We start from the raw sequence: 19,966 nt of genomic DNA, 5'->3' as shown, positions 1-19,966 counted from the left end.
CCTTCCCCAAAATCACAGAAAGAGGCGACATCGTGACCATACCTACCGCCCCCCAGGACCCGGAAAAACAGCCCGCGCTCACGCGCGTCGACTCCTACGCCGAGTGGCGCGAACGCGAGGGCGCGCCGCTCGTGGGCGGCGTCTTCATCGAAGACATGAAGGCCGTGGAGGTGGGGCCGTGGCCGCGCAAGGGTGACGGCGTCAAGGGCGCCTTGTGCTACCTCGACGGCGACAACGGCGCCGACGAACACATCGTCGAGCTGCCGCCGGGGGGCTACACCGCGCCGCTACGGCACATGTACACCGAGGCCATCTACGTGGTGTCGGGCCACGGTTCCTGCTCGGTATGGCGCGAGGACGGAGCGAAGCAAACCTTCGAGTGGGGCCCCGGCAGCTATTTCGTGCCGCCCACCAACGCCTGGCACCAATTCTTCAACGCCAGCCTGTCGCAGCCGGCCCGCTGGTTCTCGGTCACCGACCTGCCGCAGCTTTTCAGACAGTGGAACAGCGAGCACTTCATCTTCAACAACACCTACGACTTCGACGACCGCTACCAAGGGGAACCGGACTACTTCACGGCCGAGGCCAAGCTCTACCGCGGCCGGGTGTGGGAGACCAATTTCATCCCCGACATCCGCAAGCTGCCGCTGTACGAGTGGAAGAGCCGCGGCGGCGGCGGCACCAACGCGTTCATGGTCATGGGCTCCGGGCTGATGGAGTCCCACGTGTCCCGCTTCGAGTCCGGCTACTATAAGAAGTCCCACCGCCACGGCCCGGGCGCGCACCTCTACATCATCGAGGGCGAAGGTTACGTCCTCGCCCAGCGCGGCGACGAGGAACGCATCCGTTGCGACTGGAAGGAAGGCAGCCTCTACCTCTCGGGCGCCGGCCAGGGCCAGTGGCTGCACCAGCACTTCAACGTCGGCGAAACCCCCGCCACCTACCTGGTGATGAACCAGGGCCTGTCGCGCAAGTACGCCGTCAACCGCTGGCAGGCCCAGGAGTCCACGGTGCTCCGCACCGGCGAGGTCAGCGGCAAGAAGGGCGGCTACCAGGTGGAGTACGAGGACGAGAATCCGGAGATCCACCGGATATTCGAGGAAGAGCTGGCCAGGCGCGGCATCACCTGCCGCATGAAGAACATGGTGCCATGGTGCACGGGCGTGGGCGGCGCCGAAGCCGTCAAGGTCCTGTTCCCGGACGAGCACGGCAACCTGCCCGGCGAGCAGGGCAACCTCCCGGACGCCGAGGGGAGCTTCATCGACTGACGCCGCGGGCTGATCCGGAGCGACCCCCACTTAGAACGAAGACCTGAAATGCAACAAGATTCCATGTCCCTCTATGGACAGGGCCTCGGCCGGCTGTCCCGTGTGTTACTCCTGACGCTGCTCGCCACGTTCTCGCTGGGCCTCCACGGTTTGGCCCACGCGCAGGGCCAGGAACCGCCGGCGGAAACCACGCCGGACAACGAAACGGCCAGTCGCTGGTGGAGTGCCCTGAGCCAGGACCAGATGGTCGCTGCCCTGTTCGGCGATACCGCCACCTCGGAGCAGGAAGCCGCCGCCAGGAAGATGTACGCCGACCTGGACATGGAGACCAAGAGTCTGGTCAATGACGCCGCGTCGGCGATCTACCGCGACGGCGCCTTTGGCAGCGTCGGCGCCTGGTGGACCTCCCTCGATTGCCGCCTCAGACGGATCGCCACGGGCGACGGCAACACCGAAGACGAGACAAGTTCCTTCTGCGCTCACTACCCGGGCTCCGGCCAATCGCCGCTGCTCGACGACGCGGATCAACGCCGCGTGGACACCGTCGGCATGGCCCTGCTCGACCGCTCCGAACCCGGTGACTTTCCGGCCGACATCGACCCCGCCATGCGTTGGTGGGACACCCTCGACGCGGACCAAAGGGTCGCCGCCCTGTTCGGCGATGCCGACACCTCCGGGCACAATGCCGCCGCCACGTACGCCGATCTGGATCCGGAGACCAAGAGGCTCGTGCATGTCGCTGGCGCCGAGGTCTTCACGTTCGGCGGCTTCAGAAGCGTCGGCGACTGGTGGACAATTCTGGGCTGCCGACTCAAACGTATCGCCACGGGTGACGGCAACACCGACGATCCCGCCAGCCCCTACTGTGCCCATTATCCGGGCTCCGGCGTGACGCCGCTGCTCGGCGACGCGGAGTTGGTCCACGTCGACGCCGTCGGCATGGCCCTGTTCGGCTTCTCCGAACCCGGCGTGTTCCCGGCCGACAGCGCCCCGGCCAGACGCTGGTGGGATGTTCTCAACCCGACCCAAAGGGTCCGCGCCCTGTATGGCGTCACGGCAACACCTGAAGAGACCGCCTCGGCTCGAAACGCCTACGCCGATCTCGACCCGGAGACCAAGAGGCGGGTCAACGGCACCGCCGGCGACATCTACGGCGCAGGCGACTTCGACAGCGTCGGCGCCTGGTGGCAATCTCTCGAATGCCGGCTGAGGCGCGTCGCCACGGGCGAGGACAACACCGACGACGCCTCCAGTCCCTACTGCGCCCACTATCCCGGTTCCGGGCACTCGCCGACGCTCGGAGACATGCAAAGGGAACACGTCAACATGGTCGGCGAGGCATTGCTCGACCGCTCCGACCCCGGCGTGTATCCGCCGACCCGGGACCGCGTGGGCCAAGCGACCCGCGTCTTGCTGCCGGCGGTCACACGCGCGATGCAGTCGAGCGCCGTGGAGGCGGTGAGCAGCCGGGTGAACGCACGCCTGGCGGGGTCGGGCGGGAACGCGGCGCGCCTGAATCTGGCCGGAGCCGCGGACCTGCCCCGCGCTTTGGCGTTCCACGGCAAGGCTGTCGCCGGCGGGGCGGATCTCGCGCGCCTGCTGGCGCGGTCGTCCTTCATCCTGCCACTGAACGGGTCCGGCAACCCCAACGGCCTGACGCTCTGGGGAAGCGGCGACTACAGGGACCTCTCGGGCGCGGGCGACAGCACCGACTGGGAAGGCAACGTCGTGAGCGGCCATGTGGGGTCGGACGTCATGCTGCGGCGCGACCTGCTGGCCGGCCTCTCGGTGTCCTATTCGAAGAGCATCCTCGACTATACCGAGCGCATCGGCCTCGAACCACGTGAAGGCGAATACGAGACCGACCTTGCCACCCTCAATCCCTACGTGGGCTGGATGCTGCGTTCCGGCATCCGGCTATGGGCCATGGCCGGCCACGGGTGGGGGCGGGTCCGCGTCTACCACGATGATTCGAACGGGCATCACTCCAGCGACCTGACCCAGTGGTCCGCGGCGTTGGGCGCCAGCGGCAACCTGTATTCCGTTGCCCACGGCGGCAACGACAGCCGGACGGCCCTGGACATTAAGGGAGAAGGCTCGCTGGCGCGCGCCGAGATTCATGGCTCCGACGACATGGATGATCTCACCTCCACCGTCAGCCGGCTCCGGCTGGCGTTGGCGGGAACGCACACGCGGCATCTCGCGGCCGGTGCCGTGTTGACGCCGTCGCTGGAGTTGGGCGTTCTCGCCGACGGAGGCGCCGGACAGACCGGCGCCGGGTTGGACATCGGCGGCGGCGTGAAGCTCACACAGACCGAACTCGGCCTCACGGTGGAGGGTCGCGGACGAACGCTGCTGGCCCACGGCGGCGATGTCGAGGAATGGAGCGTCAGCGGCGCGCTCCGCATGGACCCCGGCGTTTCCGGACAAGGCTGGTCCGTGAGCGTCGCTCCGTCGTGGGGGTTGCCGCGCAGCGGCCCGGAGAATCTCTGGCAACGCGGTCTCGCGGACGTCGAGCGTCCGGCTGATCCGGCCACGCGCGTGGCCGGAGAACTGGCCTACGGCTTCACGGCTTTCGGGGGACACAGCCTCATGACGCCTTACGCCGGTTTCCTGCTATCCGGGCACGGGGCGCGGGAGTATCGGGCAGGGACGCGCATGCGCGTGGCGTCCTCCGTGGACCTGGCTCTCCAGGGTACCCGGCGCCGGCAACCGGACGCGTCGGTGGAACACGGTCTCACCTTGCGAGCCTCGGTCCACTGGTAGACAAGGCGCACTGGAACGAGTTCACTCCATGCACGACATCGGGGACGAACACGATCACGATGGGGCGCCGGAGCACGAGGAAGACCATCCGCTCTGGAAGCTCGACACCATCACGCTGACCAGCGTCGGCATCGACGTGGGCACGGCCACGTCCCAGATCCTGTTCTCCCGCCTGGTGCTCCGGCGTTTGGGGCGGGAACTGTCGAGCCGCTTCGTGGTCACCGAGCGGAAGACGCTCTACCTCTCGCCCATCCGCTTCACCCCCTACACCGCCAACCGGGAACGCATCGACGACGCGGGTCTGGCGCGGCTCGTGGACGAGGCGTACGACGAAGCGGGGCTCACCCCGGATGACGTGAACACCGGTGCCATCATCCTCACGGGAGAAGCGATCCGTCGGGACAACGCGCGGGCCATCGCCGACCTCTTCGCGGACCAGCGCGGCGACTTCGTCTGCGCCACCGCCGGCCACAACTTCGAGGCCCTGCTGGCGGCCCACGGCTCCGGCGCCGTGGCCTTCTCCGCGGAGCAGCAGTGCCGCGTGCTCAACATCGACATCGGCGGCGGCACCACCAAGCTGGCCCTGGCCGAAGGCGGGCGGGTTCTGGGCACCGCGGCCTTCCATGTGGGCGGACGGCTGCTGGCCACCGACGGCGACGGCGCGATTACGGTGTTGGAGCCCGGGGGCAAGACTCTGGCGAGCCACGTGGGGCTCGATTGGAACGCGGGAGACCGGGTGACCGCCGACGACATCGAACGCCTGGCCGACCACATGGCGGAGGTGGTGTTGACCCTGGCCGGCGGCCGCGCGTTCGGCCCCGAGCTGGCGCCGCTGTGGCTGACGCCGCCCCTGGACGGGAGCCGCGATTGCGACGCCGTGGTCTTCTCCGGCGGAGTCGGCGAATACGTCTACGGCCACGAGCGCGAGTCCTACCGCGACCTCGGAGCACCGCTGGGCCGGGCGCTACGGCGCCGCATCGACGACGGCGAACTGTCCGGCAGCCTGGTGAGCGCGCGCGAATGCATCCGCGCCACGGTCATGGGCGCCGCGCAGCATACCGTGCAGGTATCCGGCAACACCATCTACCGCTCCGGCGACGGGTTGCTGCCGCGCAAGAACCTCCAGGTGCTGCGTCCGCCCGTCGACCTGGACGGAGACATCGACTCGGGCGGCATGGCCCGGACCATCCGAGACCACTTCCAAACGTTCGACCTGGCGGAGGGCGACGCCGAGGTGGCCCTCGTGTTCGCGTGGCAGGGACCGCCCGCGGCCTTCCGCATCGCCGCGTTCTGCCGCGGGCTCCTGGAGGGCCTGCCCCGGACCGTGGCGCGGCAACGGCCCATCTACCTGGTGTTCGACCACGACATGGCCGGCCTTGCGGGCACAATCCTCAAGCAGGACTTCGGCCTCGCGGGGGACGTGCTCGCCCTGGACGGCATCACGCTCCGCGACTTCGACTTCATCGATCTGGGCCGGGTCCTGGAGCCGTCCGGCACGGTGCCCGTCACCATCAAGTCGCTGGTGTTTCAGTTCTAGCGCGGTGTCTGTTGAGGGAGCCAACGTCCCGGACCTGTCATTCCCGCGGAACAGGCTGTGTCAAAACGCCATCTGAAAGAGGCAACAACCCCCTAATCGTCATTCCCGCGAAAGCTTGCCCTCGACCCCGATCGGGGGCGGGAATCCAGGGGTGGTGGTGGTGGGGCACTACAGCGGCGTTTCTTCACCTCCCCACCCCCTGGATTCCCGCTTTCGCGGGAATGACGATTAGGGAATCCCGGGGTTCTGGAGGATACGATGGCAAGAATTCTTCTTGAAAAAACCGGCGGGGTGGCGTCCGTGATCATCGACCGGCCGCCTCTGAACGTGCTCAATCTCGCGTTGCTGCGCGAACTGCGGCAGGCGCTCGACGCATTGGACCGCGACGAGAGCGTGGAACTCGTGGAAATCCGCGGCGCGGGCGAACGCGCCTTCTCGGCCGGCGTGGACGTGAAGGACCACACCCGAACGCAGGTGCCGGAGATGCTCGACCTCGTGCACGGCGTCATCCGCAAACTCATGAGCCTGCGGCAGCCCACCATCGCGGTGGTGGACGGCGTCTGCCTGGGCGGAGGCTGCGAGCTGGCGTCGTCCTGCGACCTGGTGCTCGCGTCCGAGGAGAGTTCGTTCGCCACCCCCGAGATCACGGTGGGCTGCTTTCCGCCGGTGGCCCTGGCGCGCTTTTCCTCGCAGATCGGCTACCACCGGGCCGTCGAGATGATCCTAACCGGCCGGCGGCTTTCGGCCAGCGAAGCCGCGTCCATCGGGCTCGTGAACCGGGTCGTGCCGCGCGACCAACTCGGCAAAGCGCTCGAAACCCTTCGGAGCGAGTTGCTGGACAAGAGCCGCGCGGTGTTGCGTATCACACTCAGGGGCCTGCGGGAGATCGGACTCAAGGAACTTTCCGCCGCCCTCGCCCGCTCCGAGGAAATCTACCTCGAGGAACTGCTGAAGACCGAGGACGTCGAGGAAGGCGTCCAGGCATTCGTGGAGAAGCGCAAGCCGCAGTGGCTGCACCGGTAGTGTGCTTGTCTTGGGGAGATATTGGTGTAATCAGGCGGGTTGGATGTACAAGGTCCGCTGCACGGCTGCCACGATCCGTTCCTTGTCCGGGACGAAGGAGTTTTCCAGCGGCGGCGCGCACGGGACCGGGGCGTTGGGGGCGGCGACCCGCAGGATCGGGCTGTCGAGGTAGTAGAGGGCCTGTTCCTGCACGCGGGCAGCCACTTCCGCGCCCAGCCCGCCCTGCTCCACGGCCTCGTGCACCACGACGAGCCGCGAGGTCTTCCTGACCGACTCCACGAGGGTTCCGATGTCCAGCGGCACGAGGGTACGCAGGTCGATGACCTCGACGGAGACACCCGCGCCGGCCAAGGCTTCCGCCGCCTCCAGCGAAGGCCCCACCATCTTGGAGACCGCGGCCACGGTCACGTCGGTGCCTTCTCGGAGCACCGCCGCCCGGTCCATGGCGAGGCCGCTTCCGCCCTCCGGCACCTCGGCGCGGGTGAAATAGAGGCCCCGGTGCTCCACGAACAGCACCGGGTTGTCGTCGCGGATGGCGTCGCGCATGAGAGTCTCGGCGTCGGCCGGATTCGACGGCATCACCACCTTCATGCCGGGAACGTGCAGGAACCACGACTCCAGGCTCTGGGAGTGATGCGCGCCCATGTTGCCCTGGACCCCGCATTGCACCCGGACCGTGAGCGGCACTTTCAATTGACCCCCAGACATGTAATGCAGCTTGGCCGCGTGGTTCACGAGCTGGTCCATGGCCAGGGTGATGAAGTCGACGAACATGATCTCCACCACCGGACGCAGGCCCGACAATGCCGCGCCGATGGCCACGCCCATGACCGTACCCTCGCTGATGGGCGTGTTCACCACCCGATGCGCGCCCAACTCCTCGGCAACGCCCTGGGTGACCCCGAAGGGTCCGCCCAGCGCCACGTCCTCGCCGAAGACGTAGACCGAGGGGTCGTCCCGCATCTCCGCCAGCAGTCCCGAACGGATGGCTTCCAGATAGCTCAGCTCCGGCATATCCACCTCACGCGCACACTTGCGTCGCGGCTTCCTCGGGCTCGGGCCAGGGAGACGACAGCGCGAACTCCGCGGCCGCCTCCACCAGGGCGCGCGCGTCGCTCTCCGCCTGGGCGAAGTCCTCGTCGGACGCCGCCCGGCGCCGCTTCAACACCCGCGCGAAGCGCGCGATGGGGTCCTTCTTCTTCCAGTCGGCCAACTGCGACAGCTCCCGGTACTTGCCGGGATCGCCCTCGTAGTGGCCGCGGAGGCGGTAGGTCAGGCACTCCACGAATGTCGGACCCTTGCCCGCGCGGGCGTTGTCCACGGCCCGGCCCATGGCCTTGCGCACCGCCAGGATGTCGTTGCCGTCCACGGTGGCGCCCGGGATGCCGTAGGTGCTCGCGTGCCGCGCCAGCCGCTCGACCTTGGTGTGGGCCGAAAGCGGCGTGAACTCGGCGTAGCCGTTGTTCTCGCACACGAAGATCACCGGGAGCTGCCACAGGCTGGCGATGTTCAGGGACTCGTGAAAGGGACCGGTCTGGCCCGCGCCGTCGCCGAAGAACACCACCGCCACGCGGCCGGCGCCCTTCTCCCGGGCGGCGAAGGCCGCGCCCAGCGCCAGGGGCACGGTGCCCCCCACCACGCCGCTGGCGGTGACGAAGCCCGTCTCCGCCGCCACCACGTGCATGGACCCGCCCTTGCCGCGGCAATAGCCGGTGACGCGCCCCGCCAGCTCCGCCATGAGCCGGTTCAGGTCCGCGCCCTTGGCGATGGCGTGCCCGTGGGAACGGTGCCCGCCGTAGACCACGTCATCGGTGTCGAGCAGGCCGCACACCCCCACCGCCACCGCCTCCTGCCCGATGCCGAGATGAAGCAGCCCGACAATCTCCCGCGCCGCGTAGAGCGCCGACACCTTCTCCTCGAAGGCCCGGATCACCCACATGCTCCGGAGCAGCGCCAGCAACTCGCCGTTGTCGTCTTGGCGCGCCGCCGGCTTCGTCGTCCCTTGCTTCGTTGCCTTCATGTGACTTCTCCCCGCCCTCGAAACCGCACGGGTAGCCTCTCCGCCAGACGGCGGAAACGCGGCCGGTCCACCTTGAACGCATTGGCCTCGGTGGCGGGCCACTCGTAGAACGCGTCCGGCACCTTGTAGCGCGGCAGGGTCTGGCGCAGCCACGCCGCCAGCGCCTCGCCGTCGGGGCAGGCCGCGCGCGGCTGCACGAATGCTACGCAGCGCTGGCCGAACTCCTCGTCCGGGATGGGCACCACCACCGCCTGCTGGACGCCATCGTGGTCCGTCAGGACGCGCTCTATCTCCTCGGGATGAATGGTCTCGCCGCCAGAGAAGAACCGGTTGTCGCGCCGCCCGATGACCGTCAGGTACCCGTCCTCGTCCAACCTGCCGAGGTCGCCGGTGGCGAACCAGCCGTCGTCGGTCAGCGGCCGCCGCAGCTTGCCGCCCTCCACATAGCCCATGAACAGGGTCTCTCCGGCCAACTGGATCTCCCCCTCTTCGCCGATGCGCAGCCTGCGGTGCGGCAGCAGCTTCCCCGACGTCAGCCGCTGTGCCGTGGTGGAACCCGGCCCGGTGGTGGCTACCTGCGACGCCATCTCCGTGCAGCCGTAGCTCGCGAACACCGGCAGCCCGCGGGCGGCGGCGCGCTCCAAAAGCTTCAGCGGCACCGGGCTGCCCCCCAGGATGATGTAGCGCAGCGCAGGGTAGCGCACGGAATCCGGCTGCTGCAACAGCCGGTGCAGTTGTGTCACCACCACCGACAGGTGCGTGACTTCGTAGCGGCTCAACACTGGGTCCAGGGTCTCCCCCCGGTCGGGCATCACCACCGTGGAGCCCGCCAGCAGGGACCGGAACAGGATGCCGAGCCCGCCCACGTGGTACAGCGGCAGGTCCAGCAGCCAGCGGTCGCCGGGCTCCAGCGGAAGGTTCGTGTTGGAGCCGAGGGCGTTGTAGTAGTGGTTGCCGTAGCAGTGGAGCACGGCCTTGGGGGTGCCGGTGCTGCCGGAGGTGAAGACGATGGTCGCCGGACGGTCGAGGGGCATGGCGCAACCCTGGGCCTCCCCGCCCGAAGGCGCTCCGGCGTCGGCCAGCTTACCGCCCTCCAGGACTTTCACGTCAACCGCCAAGTCAGCGAGCCCCTCCTGCTCCTGCGCCACCAACCAGCGGCAGCCCACGCGGCGCAACAAGTCCGTCACCGTGCGGTGCGGGAGCCGCGTGTTCATGGGACAGCACACCGCCCCCAGGCGCAGGACCGCCAGCAACCACACGAGATAGTCCGGGCTGTTGGGGGCGAGAACGGCGATGCGCTCGCCGGGCTTGCATCCCGCCTGCCGGAGCGCGGCGGTTACCCCGGCCACGCGCTCGTGAAACTCCGCATAGGAGACGATCCGCGCGCCGCTGACCACCGCGGGCCGGCCGCCGTGGCGCTCGGCCGCTTCTTCGAGGGGACAGCGAATCTCAGTCATGCCGTATCTCGGTGAGTCTCGATGCATCGATGCGGTGCGTTCGGGCGGTGGCGTCGCTCCACTCAATGGCGTCGGGCCGAAACGGCAGGCGCGGCTCGACCACGTCCGCGCCCAGCCAGCGATAGGTGTCGAGACCCGCCGGCACCGAGTCGCCGGTGGAATCCCAGGCGAACTCCGCCAGCGCCAGCAGTCCGACGCCGCTCTCGAAGCAACTGCTCACCACCGGACGGATGTTCAGCGCCGATGCCCTGGCCGCCCATTCCCGCGCCCTTGCGAGCCCGCCCAGCAGCGTCGGCTTGAGCACCACCGCGCCCACCTCGGGGCGCCCTTCGAGATCCTCCGGCCGAAGCTCCAGCAGGCTCTCGTCCAACGCAACCGGGATGCCGGTGGCATCGAACAGTTCTCGCAGCCGCGCCGGCTCGCGCAATGGTTCCTCCAGGTACTCGACGCCGGCGCCGCCCATCTCGCGTCCGAACGCCACCGCCTGCTCCAAACTCCACATCCGGTTGGCGTCCAGCCGGAGACCCACGCCGTCTCCGAGGACCTCACGGACGGCCCGGGTCAGTTCCACGTCCTCCGCCACCGGGCGGCTTCCTACCTTGAGCTTCACCGCCCGGCAACCCCCGTCCCGGAGCCGCCCCGCATCCGTGAGCACTTGGTCGCGTGAGCCCGCCAGCAGCCCGTTGACGGGAACGGAACCCTCGAAGCACGCCAGCTCGGCCTGCGCCCCGTCCTCCATCCGTCGCGCCAAGCTCCACAGCCCCGTCTCCAGCCCGAAACGCACCGACGGCGACACTGCCGCCGATTCCCACTCCGGCCACGATGGGAGGCCGTCACCACGCGGCTCGAAGCGCGCGCCTCGAAGACGCCCCGCCCAAGCCACGGCCTCCGCCACGGCTTCATCAATGCCCTCGCGGCTGAACCCCGGCAAGGGCGCCGCATCACCCCAACCCCATGCGCCCGAGTCCGATTCCAGGCGGACCAGCAACCCCTCACGCTCGTGAATCACCGCGCCGGCCAGCGGCAACGGCTCCACCAGCGGCAGGCGATAGCGAAAGATCCGGCAGCTTGAGATGGTCACGATGTCCAGATTGTCCGTGGTTCCGGGCTGATATTCCGGGTATTCATGCACCGCCTTGCCTTGTAGTCCCTTTGATATCACTACGCCGCGCGAATTTTGAACTCCCGCCGACCCGGCCCCTGTTTCCTTGCCAGCCACCGGCGGCGTGTTGCGGTGTTCCAGTGCCGAAGGCTGCGGACTTGTCCGTCGTATGGAGAAGAAGAGGCGCCCGCGAGGATGAATCCTTATCGCCTCTGGTTTCGTACCGACGTCGATAGAAGGGTATATTACCAAAAAGCATCATTTATTCTTTTATCCTCACGAAAAGAGCTTTTTTACTTGACACTGGGAGGAAAATCACTAATATTAGAAATTATTTCTGAAAGGAGACAGCACAATGGTCCAGTTCAAGTTCTTGGGGAAGACATTGAAATACGGTTTGTGGGCCTTGGCGGTCCTGATGCTGACCGGAACGGGGTTGCAGCCAGCCCACGCCCAGACCAGCAGCCCGGTCCCGGCTCGCATACAGGTATGCATCGACGCGTGGGACGACGCACCCGCGAACGACATCTGCGGCGACCTGTCGATAACCCGCGTCGGAGCCAGCACCGCTAACGACGCGAACCAATGCAGCGCATCCGGGCACTGCAGCATCACGCTGAACATCGGAGAGCACTCGAGGACACAAGTCATGCGGGTCAGCGTCACAGCGGACCCTGACGACTTCAACACCACCGATATCTGCGTCAAGGCCGACGCGGCGGGAACCAACTACGAATGGACCGCGAGAGCGGCAGGTTGCGAAAGCGGCGAAACCACGGCTTCCACTGCGCAGAGCCAGGGTCTGCCCGCCCTCTAGGTCCAGGACCCGGGGGCGGCGAGGGGTGTGCGAGGACTGGCCGGTCCGCCGACCTGGTCCTCGCCACCGAGCCGGGCTTCGGCGTCAGGGTTGCTCCACTCGCTCGATGTCGATGCCCCACCGATCGAGCGTCGTCCCCAGCGTCAGGTCGAGTGCGGTCAGGGCCTTGCGGTAACCGACCACTGCCTCGACCTCCCTGTCGTGTCTCCGCCAGTCTCAACCGGGCCTGCCGCAAACCGTTCCGCGCCCTCTGCAATGCCCGCCCGATCAGGCCGCACCGGCGTGGCGTCGACCGCCCAGGAGGCGCAAAGGTAGCGCGTTGGTGACCATCGGACGAGCCAACCTGGCGGAAGCATGCTCGGGGCTGCTGGCCGCGAAGCAACGCACCGCTCTCGCACTCATCGGCATCGCCATCGGCGTGGCCTCGGTGAGCAGCATGATCTCCGTCGGCAATATCGTACGGGCCGAAGCGGTCCGGCAGTTTCAGCAGCTCGGCACCGACATCGTGAACGTCAGGCTGCGCTCACGCGACCGCCGCCGGGGACGGGTGTCGGTCAAGCTCTCGGACGCCGAAGGGATCGTCACGTTGCCGGCCATCCGGGAAGCCGCTCCCTACACCATCGCATCGCAACGAGTCGTGCTCGGCGGGGCGACGACACAACTCTCGCGAGTCGTCGGAGCCACGGATGCACTCGTGGATCTCATCCGGCTGGAGGTTGCAGCGGGTCGTTTCGTCTCAAGGCTCGACGGCGCACAGCACTTCTGCACCGTCGGAGACGACATCGCCCAGGCGCTTCGACGTGCCGGCGGGGACGACGTCGTCGGCGCGACCGTGCGCATCGGGGAGACGGTCTTTACCATCGTCGGCGCACTGCGCCGGGCCGCGCTGGGACAGCGCCCCTTCAACGCAAACAAGGCGGTCTTCATTCCCATCGAGACGGCCGCCCGCGTCACCCACAACGAAACGCTACGCGACGTCCTGGCGCGGATGAGTCCCGGCACGCACTACCGGGAGGCGACAAGACAGATCCGTGCCTATTTCAGCAGCCGCACCCCCCAGGCCAGGGTACAGGTGCGCAGCGCCGAGGAACTGATCGAGCAGATGCACGGTCAGATGCGACTCTACACCATGCTGCTCGGGGCCATCGGCGGGATCGCGCTCCTCGTCGGCGGCATCGGGGTCATGAACGTCATGCTCGTCGCGGTGGCCGAGCGCAAAACGGAGATCGGCATTCGGCGAGCTCTGGGAGCAAGGCGCCGGGACATCCAGGCACAATTCCTGGCCGAGGCGATGATCCTGTCCTTGCTGGGAGGTGTGGTCGGCGTCACTCTCGGTGTCGCCGCGACGTACGGCATCTGCCAGTTCACCGGTTGGGCCTTTACGGTTTCCGCGAACGGTACCCTGCTCGGCACCGTCGTCGCGGGTTGCGCCGGCGTATTCTTCGGCTTCTATCCTGCGCGTCAGGCCGCGAAGCTTCATCCCGTGGGCGCGTTGCAAGGGGGATAGTGTCGTGCGTCACAGGTTCCAGCCGATGGAGAACACGGCACTGTACAGCAGGAGCAGCCGGGCCGTGTAGGCGAGAACGGGGTTCAGCAGCGGGCCTTCGACCGCGAAGAGGCGGCGAAAGGCCGGCAGCGCCACCACGACTACGCCGGCGGCGGCGACCGAATGGGGGTGTTGGCCCGTGGCGAGGTAGAGCAGCAGCGGCAGCAGGCAGGCCACGACAACGGCAACGATGTATTCAACGCGCGCGAAGCCCGGGCCGAAGCGCACCGCCAGCGTGCGCTTGCCGGTCCGGCGGTCTTCGTCCGCGTCGCGGAGGTTGTTGACGGCGAGAATGGCGACGGACAGGAGCCCGGGAGCCAGGCCGGCGACAATGACCGTGTCGTTGACGGTCAAGGCCTGGACGTAGTAGGTCCCGGCCACCGCCACCGGACCGAAGAACACCAGCACGAAGAGGTCGCCCAGGCCCAGGTAGCCCAGGGGGCGGGGTCCGCCGGTGTAGAGCATGCCGCACGTCACCGAGAAGACGCCGATGAGGGCCGCGGGCCATCCGCCGCGCCATATGAGGTAGAGGCCTCCGAGCAACGTCAGCGTTAGCACCACGAGGATGCCGCGCTTCATCATGCCGGGGGTCACGAGGCCCGCCTGGGTCACGCGCAGCGGGCCCTGCCGGGCCTCGGTGTCGGCGCCCTTCTCGAAGTCGAAGAGATCGTTGGCGAAGTTGGTGGCGATCTGGATCAATACGGAGCACGCCAGCGCCACCAGGGCGGCGGGCGCGTGAAAGCCGCCGTCGCCGAAGGCCATGGCGGTGCCGATGACCACCGGGGAGATGGAGGCCCAGAGGGTCTTGGGTCTGGCCGCCAGTATCCAGACCGAGACGGCGCCTGGCGGCTCGGGGCGCGTGTCCTGTGCCACGGGAGGCCCTCGTCGTCGGCCGGCTCAGGGACGCTTGGGAAACTTGGAGAAGTCGGGCTGGCGTTTCTCCACGAACGCGTTGCGCCCCTCCTGTCCCTCTTCGGTCATGTAGAACAGCATGGTGGCGTTGCCCGCCAGCTCCTGCAAGCCGGCTTGTCCGTCGGTGTCGGCGTTGAACGCGGCCTTGAGGCAGCGGATGGCGATGGGCGACTTGGCGAGGATCTCGCGGCACCACTGGACCGTCTCCTCCTCCAGCCGCTCGTAGGGCACCACCGTGTTCACCAGCCCCATGTCCAGGGCCTCCTGGGCGTTGTACTGCCGGCACAGGTACCAGATCTCGCGCGCCTTCTTCTGGCCCACGATGCGCGCCAAATAGGTGGCGCCGTAACCGCCGTCGAAGGAACCCACGCGCGGACCGGTCTGCCCGAAGATGGCATTGTCCGCGGCGACGGTGAGGTCGCACATGACGTGCAGCACGTGGCCCCCGCCCACGGCGTAACCCGCCACCATGGCGATGATGGGCATGGGGCAACTGCGCATCTGGCGCTGGAAATCCAGCACGTTCAGCCGGTGCACGCCGGCCCCGTCCTTGTACCCGGAATCGCCGCGCACCTTCTGGTCGCCGCCGGAGCAGAACGCTTCCTTGCCCTCGCCGGTGAGAATCACCACGCCGATGGTCGGGTCGTTGCGCGCCTCATCCAGCGCCCGGATCATCTCCTCCACCGTCAGCGGCCGGAAGGCGTTGCGCACCTCCGGACGGTTGATGGTGATCTTCGCGATGCCGTCGGTCTTGTGGTACTTGATGTCGGTGAATTGCCCCGCCTCGGTCCATTCGATCATGGCTATCCTCTAACTCCCATCCGAGACCCCCGCCGTCCCTGACCAAAGGGACGACCCAGTGGTGAGCGGCAACACCCCGAATGCGTCATTCCCGCGGAAGCGGGAATCCAGGGGTGGTGGGGTGAAGAAACTCCCGCAGGGCGCGGGAGAACGCCTCGGGGTTCTCGAAATGCGTGTTGTGGCCCGCGTCCGGGATGGTCACGAGCTTGCCCTTTTCCGAGAGACTTACCATATCCCTCAGGGTATTTCTGTAGCGCGGGTCCAACTCGCCGGCCACGGCCAGCCATGGGAACCCCATGCCGGCGACCTGGGACCATAGAGAAGGCTGGGAGCCGGTCCCCATAAAGCGCAGGGAGCGGGCGAGGCCGGTCTCTTGGTTGCGCCGCCTCCGTTCCATCAGCGCCGCGAAGCGGGCTTGGTTCCGGCCGATGGAATGAAACAGCGGCTGCCGGTACCAGTCCTCCAGAAACGCGTCCAGACCTTGCCGTTCCAACTCCGACGCCTTGGCCTCGTCCCACTTCCGCCGGTTGTCGCGCTCTTCCGCGGCGTCCAGTCCGGGGGAGCCCGATTCCACCACCAGGGCGCAACACCGATCCGGGTGGGCCAACGCCAGGTAGAGAGCGAGCCGCCCGCCCATGGAATACCCCACCGGGATGCACTGCCCGACCCCCAACTCGTCCAGCACCGCCAACAATGCGAGCGCCACCCGCGCCATGGGGTAGAAGTCGACGGGGCAATCGGCGCTCAACCCGTGGCCCGGGAGATCCACGACGATGCAGCGGTTCTCCGGCAACGCCGCCACCGTCTCCATCCAGTCCCGCCCCGAGCCCATGAAGCCGTGAAGAAAGAGCAGCGCGGGTGCTCGATCACCGCCTTCGCCATCCCGACACTCGTAGTGGAGTCGATACGGTTCCGCCAACTCGGTTTCCTCCGAAACATCCACGTGACGCCCCGACCGTCCATCCCCGGCTCGATCCGGGATCCTGTGCGGGCCTTGTGAATCGCTACGACGTGCGTTCCATCCCAGGCTTGATCCGGTATCCTGGCGCGAAGAGCAGATCGGACCGTATGAACGGGCGCCCGCTCCCTCCCGAATGCCGGATCAAGTCCGGGATAACGGTGAAGTGAGGCCCGCGACCGCCTCCCTACGCAGCCTCGCGTGCAGGTCGACGTTGTCCCCGCGCGCGGTCCGCACCTCGATGATCGTTGCTCCACCTCGGCCCCGGGCTTGCGCGTAGGCGTCCACGAACTCGTCCGCCGTGGACGGCACGGCGTATTCGAGACCGAACAACGCCGCGGCATGCTCGAAGGTCATGCCGTGGGAAGCGCCGAAGTAGGGCTCGAAGACATCCGGGAAACGGGCGATGGAAAGAAACGAGAAGATCCCGCCGCCGTCGTTGTTCAACACGACGATGACGAACGGATGGTCGAGGGAGCGGCACAGCCGGAGGGAGTTCAGGTCGTGCAGGAATGCCTGGTCGCCGATTACGAGAGTGACGCCCTTGTCGAGACCCCGCGCGAATCCCGTGGCCGTGGCGATGGTACCGTCCACGCCGCTGGCGCCGCGGTTGGCGGCCACCACCACCGCGACCGGCCGCGGGCAGCCGAAGGTGTCCATGTCACGGACGGGCATGCTGGACGCGAGATACAAGCCCTCGCCGCCGCCGATGTGGCGCGAGACGAGCCGCGCGACCTTGGGCTCGCTCAGGGTCCGGTCCCGGGTCAACAGTGCATCAATGCGCCCGCCGACATGATCCGACGCCCGCCGCCAGCTCGCGAGCCAGCCGGCGTCCGGGGCGCCGCCGGCTTCCCTGGCCGCGCCACTCGCGGCATCAACCGCCGTTCCGGTATTCCCCACCAGCGCGCTCAAGGCTTCGCAGAACTCCGCCACCGGGAGCTGGAACCGAAGTGTCGCCCGGTGAACCGGGTCCGCGCGGTCCGGCTGCTCGTTCACCACCACGTAGTCCTTGGGCGGCGCCACCTCCAGGTGGTCCGGCAGCCGTCTGGAAGTCCATCGTCCCCCGAGGTGGATCACGGCCTCGACGGGATGATCCCGCATGAACTCCGCCGAGCCGAGCAAGACCTCGTGATAGGGCACCAGCGTCGCGGTCCTGCCGTCCAGGCGCAGCCCCGAGGTCACGTCGGGAAGGAAGGGCCAGCCCAGCGCCTCGGCAAGGTCCGCCACCGCCGCACGTTCCGCCGCGCTCGCCAACCCACCGGCTACCAGGAGGCCACGGGGACGGCGTGCGACCAAGCCCGCGAACTCCGCCGGCAACTCCGATGCGCGGCGGGACGGAACGCTCTCGTAGCGGGTATAGGCATGGCCGCCCTCGTGCCACGCGCGCAGCGGTTCCAGATACACTCCAAAGTCCTCGCCCTGCTCCGTCGGTGCCAGGGGCTCGCGGAACATGCAGTTGATGTGCACCGCGCCGCCCGCTGGGCCGCGGCAGCGGCTCACCGCCTGGTCCACGGTGGTGAGCACCACCGCGGGGTCGACATCGGTGGAAGGGCACGGGAGAGTCGCGGACCACTCGGCGTAGCCGCCGAAGAACTTGACCTGGTCCATGGTCTGGTTGGCGCCGGCGTCCTGAAGCTCCGGCGGACGGTCGCCGCTCAGCACCAGCAACGGCACCCGCTCCAGCGAGGCCTCCACCACCGCCGGCCACGCGTTGGCCAAGGCGCTGCCCGAGGTGGTGACCACGACGGCCGGCATCCCGGTGGCGCGTCCGTACCCCAAGGCATGGAAGGCCGCGCCGCGCTCGTCGTAGTGCACGACGGCCCGAGCGCGGGGGTTGCGCGCCACCGCCACCACCAGCGGCGTGCTGCGGGAGCCGGGAGCGATGCAGAAGGTGCCGATCCCGTTGCGGATCAACTCCTCCACGAGCAGCGTCGCCCAAAGGTGGTTGACGTTGGCAGCCTGGATCATCGGGGAAGGTTCAACGCCTGGGTGAAGTGGCGGATCTTGTAGTCCAGCTCTGCCCACTCGTCTTCGGGCACCGACCCGGCGACGATCCCGGCCCCGGCGAACACCGACAGCGTGGAACCCTCCACGAGCGCGGACCGGATCGCCACGGCGAACTCGGCGCCGTCGTGTCCCACCCAGCCCACCGGACCCGCGTACCAGCCGCGATCGAAGGGTTCCCTTTTTTCGATTTCCCGGAGCGCCCGGCCGGTGGGGTAGCCGCCCACCGCCGGGGTGGGGTGCAGCGCCATGAGCAGATCCGCATCGCCCACGCCGTCGCGCAACACGCCTTCGAAGCGGCTCATGAGATGTTGCCAGTTGCGCAGCTTCATCACGGACGGATCGGCCCCGGCGTTCAACGCGCTGCACAACGGCGCCAGGCTCTCGCGGATGCCCCGGACCACGTAGTCCTGCTCCCGCCGCTCCTTGTCACTGCCCATGAGATCCTGTTCCAGTCGCCGGTCCAGCGACGCGCGATCACCGCGCGTACGCGTGCCCGCGAGAGCATCGCACAGGATGCGTCTCCCCTCGCGGCGGTACAGCCGCTCCGGAGACGCCCCGAGAAACCCCCGCCCGGCCCCGGGCACGAAGCAGAACCGGTAGCAACGCTCCGTCTCCGGCATCAACGCCTGGAGGCAGGCCAGAGGATCCAGGCCATCCGCGAAGCCGAAGGTGGATTTCCGGGCCAGGACGACCTTGTCCAGATCGCCCTTGGAAACGAGTTCGAGAGTCTCGGTCACTGCGGCATCCCACGCCGCTCGACCGGGCAGATCCCGGCGTCCGGTGGCCGTGGGGTGGATGCAGCGGTTCTCCGAAGCCGCGAAGACCAGCGCGCCGAGCTCCGCCATCAGCGCATCGGCCGTGACCTCCGAACGCAGCCACTGGCACGCGAGCACGCTGTCCGACTCCCGGCGGCTCAACTCGAAACGCGGCAACACGAAACCGCAGCCGCCGAACTCCCGCCACGCCGCATCCGCGGGAGTCCTCCCGGAGAAACGAAGACCGCCGAAGTATCTTGCACCGGGCGCCACGCCTTCGAGGCGCCGGCGCACCTGCCCGAACAGGAGGTCGATGCCGTCGGTGCCGGCGTGCGCCGCCAGGTCGGCGGCACCGACCCCGGCCACTTCATGGGCGCCGTCCCGGTCGGCCCAGTACAGCCTGGCGGCGGTGGCATCCTGAGCCCGCAGCCACGCCAACGGGTCGGTGCACGGGATCACGGTCTCCACGCGGGCAATACCGGTCGGTCCCCCCCGGACGCACTCCCGGGCGACCCGCTCCCGCAGTTCCTCCAGTAGACCGCAATCTCTTCGATCCATTCCAGCCTTGCCATCCCGACGCGAACGCCGATGATCCCACGGTATCCTGGATGGACGTTATCAGATCGGACCCGAGGCGGCGAGGGACCTTGTCACGACCCAAACCCGGGTTCCCTTCTCCGTCGACCGCGCGATGGCGTGGATGACGCGCTCGAAGCGCAGGGCCGCCGCGAAGTCTGGATAGGCCGGCACGTCATCCGCGATGGCCAGGAGAAGGGCGTTCGCGCGGTCACCACTTGCGATAGGGCAGGAACTTTCCGCTGTAGGTGACGACCACGCGGTCTCCCTTGGGATCTTCCTTCTTCTGGACGTCGATCTCGAAGTCGATGGCGCTCATGATACCGTCGCCGAACATCTCGTGGATGACGGCCTTCATCGAGGTGCCGTAGACCTGGGTGATCTCGTGGAACCGGTAGATCAGCGGGTCTACCGGAACCGT

The 19,966-nt window shown here is 67.9% G+C and carries 16 protein-coding genes; 6 read left to right on the top strand and 10 right to left on the bottom strand.

Annotated features, from left to right (window positions below):
• The first annotated feature begins 32 nt into the window (after nucleotides 1-32).
• From OXF11_08220 to OXF11_08205, 4 genes are all read left to right on the top strand, one after another.
• Entirely contained in the window at nucleotides 33-1,268 is a 1,236-nt protein-coding gene (locus tag OXF11_08220; GenBank protein ID MCY4487088.1) for a cupin domain-containing protein, read from the top strand.
• A 48-nt stretch (nucleotides 1,269-1,316) separates the two neighbouring features.
• Nucleotides 1,317-4,034, top strand: a complete 2,718-nt coding sequence (locus OXF11_08215) for a hypothetical protein (GenBank protein ID MCY4487087.1) — start codon at nucleotides 1,317-1,319, stop codon at nucleotides 4,032-4,034.
• Nucleotides 4,035-4,062: 28 nt separating this feature from the next.
• Nucleotides 4,063-5,571, top strand: a complete 1,509-nt coding sequence (locus tag OXF11_08210) for an ethanolamine ammonia-lyase reactivating factor EutA (GenBank protein ID MCY4487086.1) — start codon at nucleotides 4,063-4,065, stop codon at nucleotides 5,569-5,571.
• 258 nt (nucleotides 5,572-5,829) lie between these two features.
• Nucleotides 5,830-6,594: an enoyl-CoA hydratase-related protein gene (locus tag OXF11_08205; GenBank protein MCY4487085.1), complete on the top strand. Its 765-nt coding sequence runs from the start codon at nucleotides 5,830-5,832 to the stop codon at nucleotides 6,592-6,594.
• 30 nt (nucleotides 6,595-6,624) lie between these two features.
• Here OXF11_08205 and OXF11_08200 read toward each other — a convergent pair whose 3' ends face one another.
• Genes OXF11_08200 through menC form a run of 4 tightly spaced genes read right to left on the bottom strand, consistent with a single transcriptional unit; the run spans nucleotide 6,625 to nucleotide 11,203 of the window.
• Entirely contained in the window at nucleotides 6,625-7,608 is a 984-nt protein-coding gene (locus tag OXF11_08200; protein ID MCY4487084.1) for an alpha-ketoacid dehydrogenase subunit beta, read from the bottom strand.
• Between the two features lie 7 nt (nucleotides 7,609-7,615).
• Nucleotides 7,616-8,614, bottom strand: a complete 999-nt coding sequence (locus OXF11_08195) for a thiamine pyrophosphate-dependent dehydrogenase E1 component subunit alpha (GenBank protein MCY4487083.1) — start codon at nucleotides 8,612-8,614, stop codon at nucleotides 7,616-7,618.
• Nucleotides 8,611-10,071: an o-succinylbenzoate--CoA ligase gene (gene menE / locus OXF11_08190; GenBank protein MCY4487082.1), complete on the bottom strand. Its 1,461-nt coding sequence runs from the start codon at nucleotides 10,069-10,071 to the stop codon at nucleotides 8,611-8,613. The genes OXF11_08195 and menE overlap by 4 nt, the downstream gene beginning before the upstream one ends.
• The gene (menC, locus tag OXF11_08185) at nucleotides 10,064-11,203 is read right to left on the bottom strand and encodes an o-succinylbenzoate synthase (GenBank protein ID MCY4487081.1); all 1,140 of its coding nucleotides are present in this window, start codon (nucleotides 11,201-11,203) and stop codon (nucleotides 10,064-10,066) included. Before menC ends, menE begins: the two co-directional genes overlap by 8 nt.
• Nucleotides 11,204-11,528: 325 nt before the next feature.
• Here menC and OXF11_08180 point away from each other — a divergent pair, with 325 nt between their 5' ends.
• Complete coding sequence (locus tag OXF11_08180) at nucleotides 11,529-11,990, top strand: hypothetical protein (GenBank protein MCY4487080.1); 462 nt, start codon at nucleotides 11,529-11,531, stop codon at nucleotides 11,988-11,990.
• Nucleotides 11,991-12,312: 322 nt separating this feature from the next.
• Nucleotides 12,313-13,497 (top strand): ABC transporter permease, encoded by a 1,185-nt coding sequence (locus OXF11_08175; GenBank protein ID MCY4487079.1) that lies wholly within the window; start codon nucleotides 12,313-12,315, stop codon nucleotides 13,495-13,497.
• Between the two features lie 9 nt (nucleotides 13,498-13,506).
• On the opposite strand, the gene OXF11_08170 is transcribed toward OXF11_08175, so the two are convergent.
• From OXF11_08170 to cynS, 6 genes are all read right to left on the bottom strand, one after another.
• A complete protein-coding gene (locus OXF11_08170) occupies nucleotides 13,507-14,409 on the bottom strand; it encodes a 1,4-dihydroxy-2-naphthoate polyprenyltransferase (GenBank protein MCY4487078.1) in 903 nt (300 codons plus the stop codon).
• Between the two features lie 24 nt (nucleotides 14,410-14,433).
• Entirely contained in the window at nucleotides 14,434-15,255 is an 822-nt protein-coding gene (gene menB / locus OXF11_08165) for a 1,4-dihydroxy-2-naphthoyl-CoA synthase (GenBank protein ID MCY4487077.1), read from the bottom strand.
• Between the two features lie 79 nt (nucleotides 15,256-15,334).
• Nucleotides 15,335-16,168: a 2-succinyl-6-hydroxy-2,4-cyclohexadiene-1-carboxylate synthase gene (gene menH, locus OXF11_08160; GenBank protein MCY4487076.1), complete on the bottom strand. Its 834-nt coding sequence runs from the start codon at nucleotides 16,166-16,168 to the stop codon at nucleotides 15,335-15,337.
• Nucleotides 16,169-16,351: 183 nt separating this feature from the next.
• Nucleotides 16,352-18,175, bottom strand: coding sequence for a 2-succinyl-5-enolpyruvyl-6-hydroxy-3-cyclohexene-1-carboxylic-acid synthase (gene menD / locus OXF11_08155; protein ID MCY4487075.1), 1,824 nt, complete (start codon nucleotides 18,173-18,175; stop codon nucleotides 16,352-16,354).
• Nucleotides 18,172-19,527: an isochorismate synthase gene (locus tag OXF11_08150; GenBank protein ID MCY4487074.1), complete on the bottom strand. Its 1,356-nt coding sequence runs from the start codon at nucleotides 19,525-19,527 to the stop codon at nucleotides 18,172-18,174. Before OXF11_08150 ends, menD begins: the two co-directional genes overlap by 4 nt.
• Before the next feature lie 229 nt (nucleotides 19,528-19,756).
• Nucleotides 19,757-19,966: cyanase (cynS, locus tag OXF11_08145; protein ID MCY4487073.1), on the bottom strand; the 210-nt coding region annotated here is incomplete at its 5' end.

The organism is Deltaproteobacteria bacterium (assembly GCA_026712905.1).
Classification (GTDB): domain Bacteria; phylum Desulfobacterota; class Binatia; order UBA9968; family JAJDTQ01; genus JAJDTQ01.
This window is presented reverse-complemented; position numbering and strand designations above follow the sequence as displayed.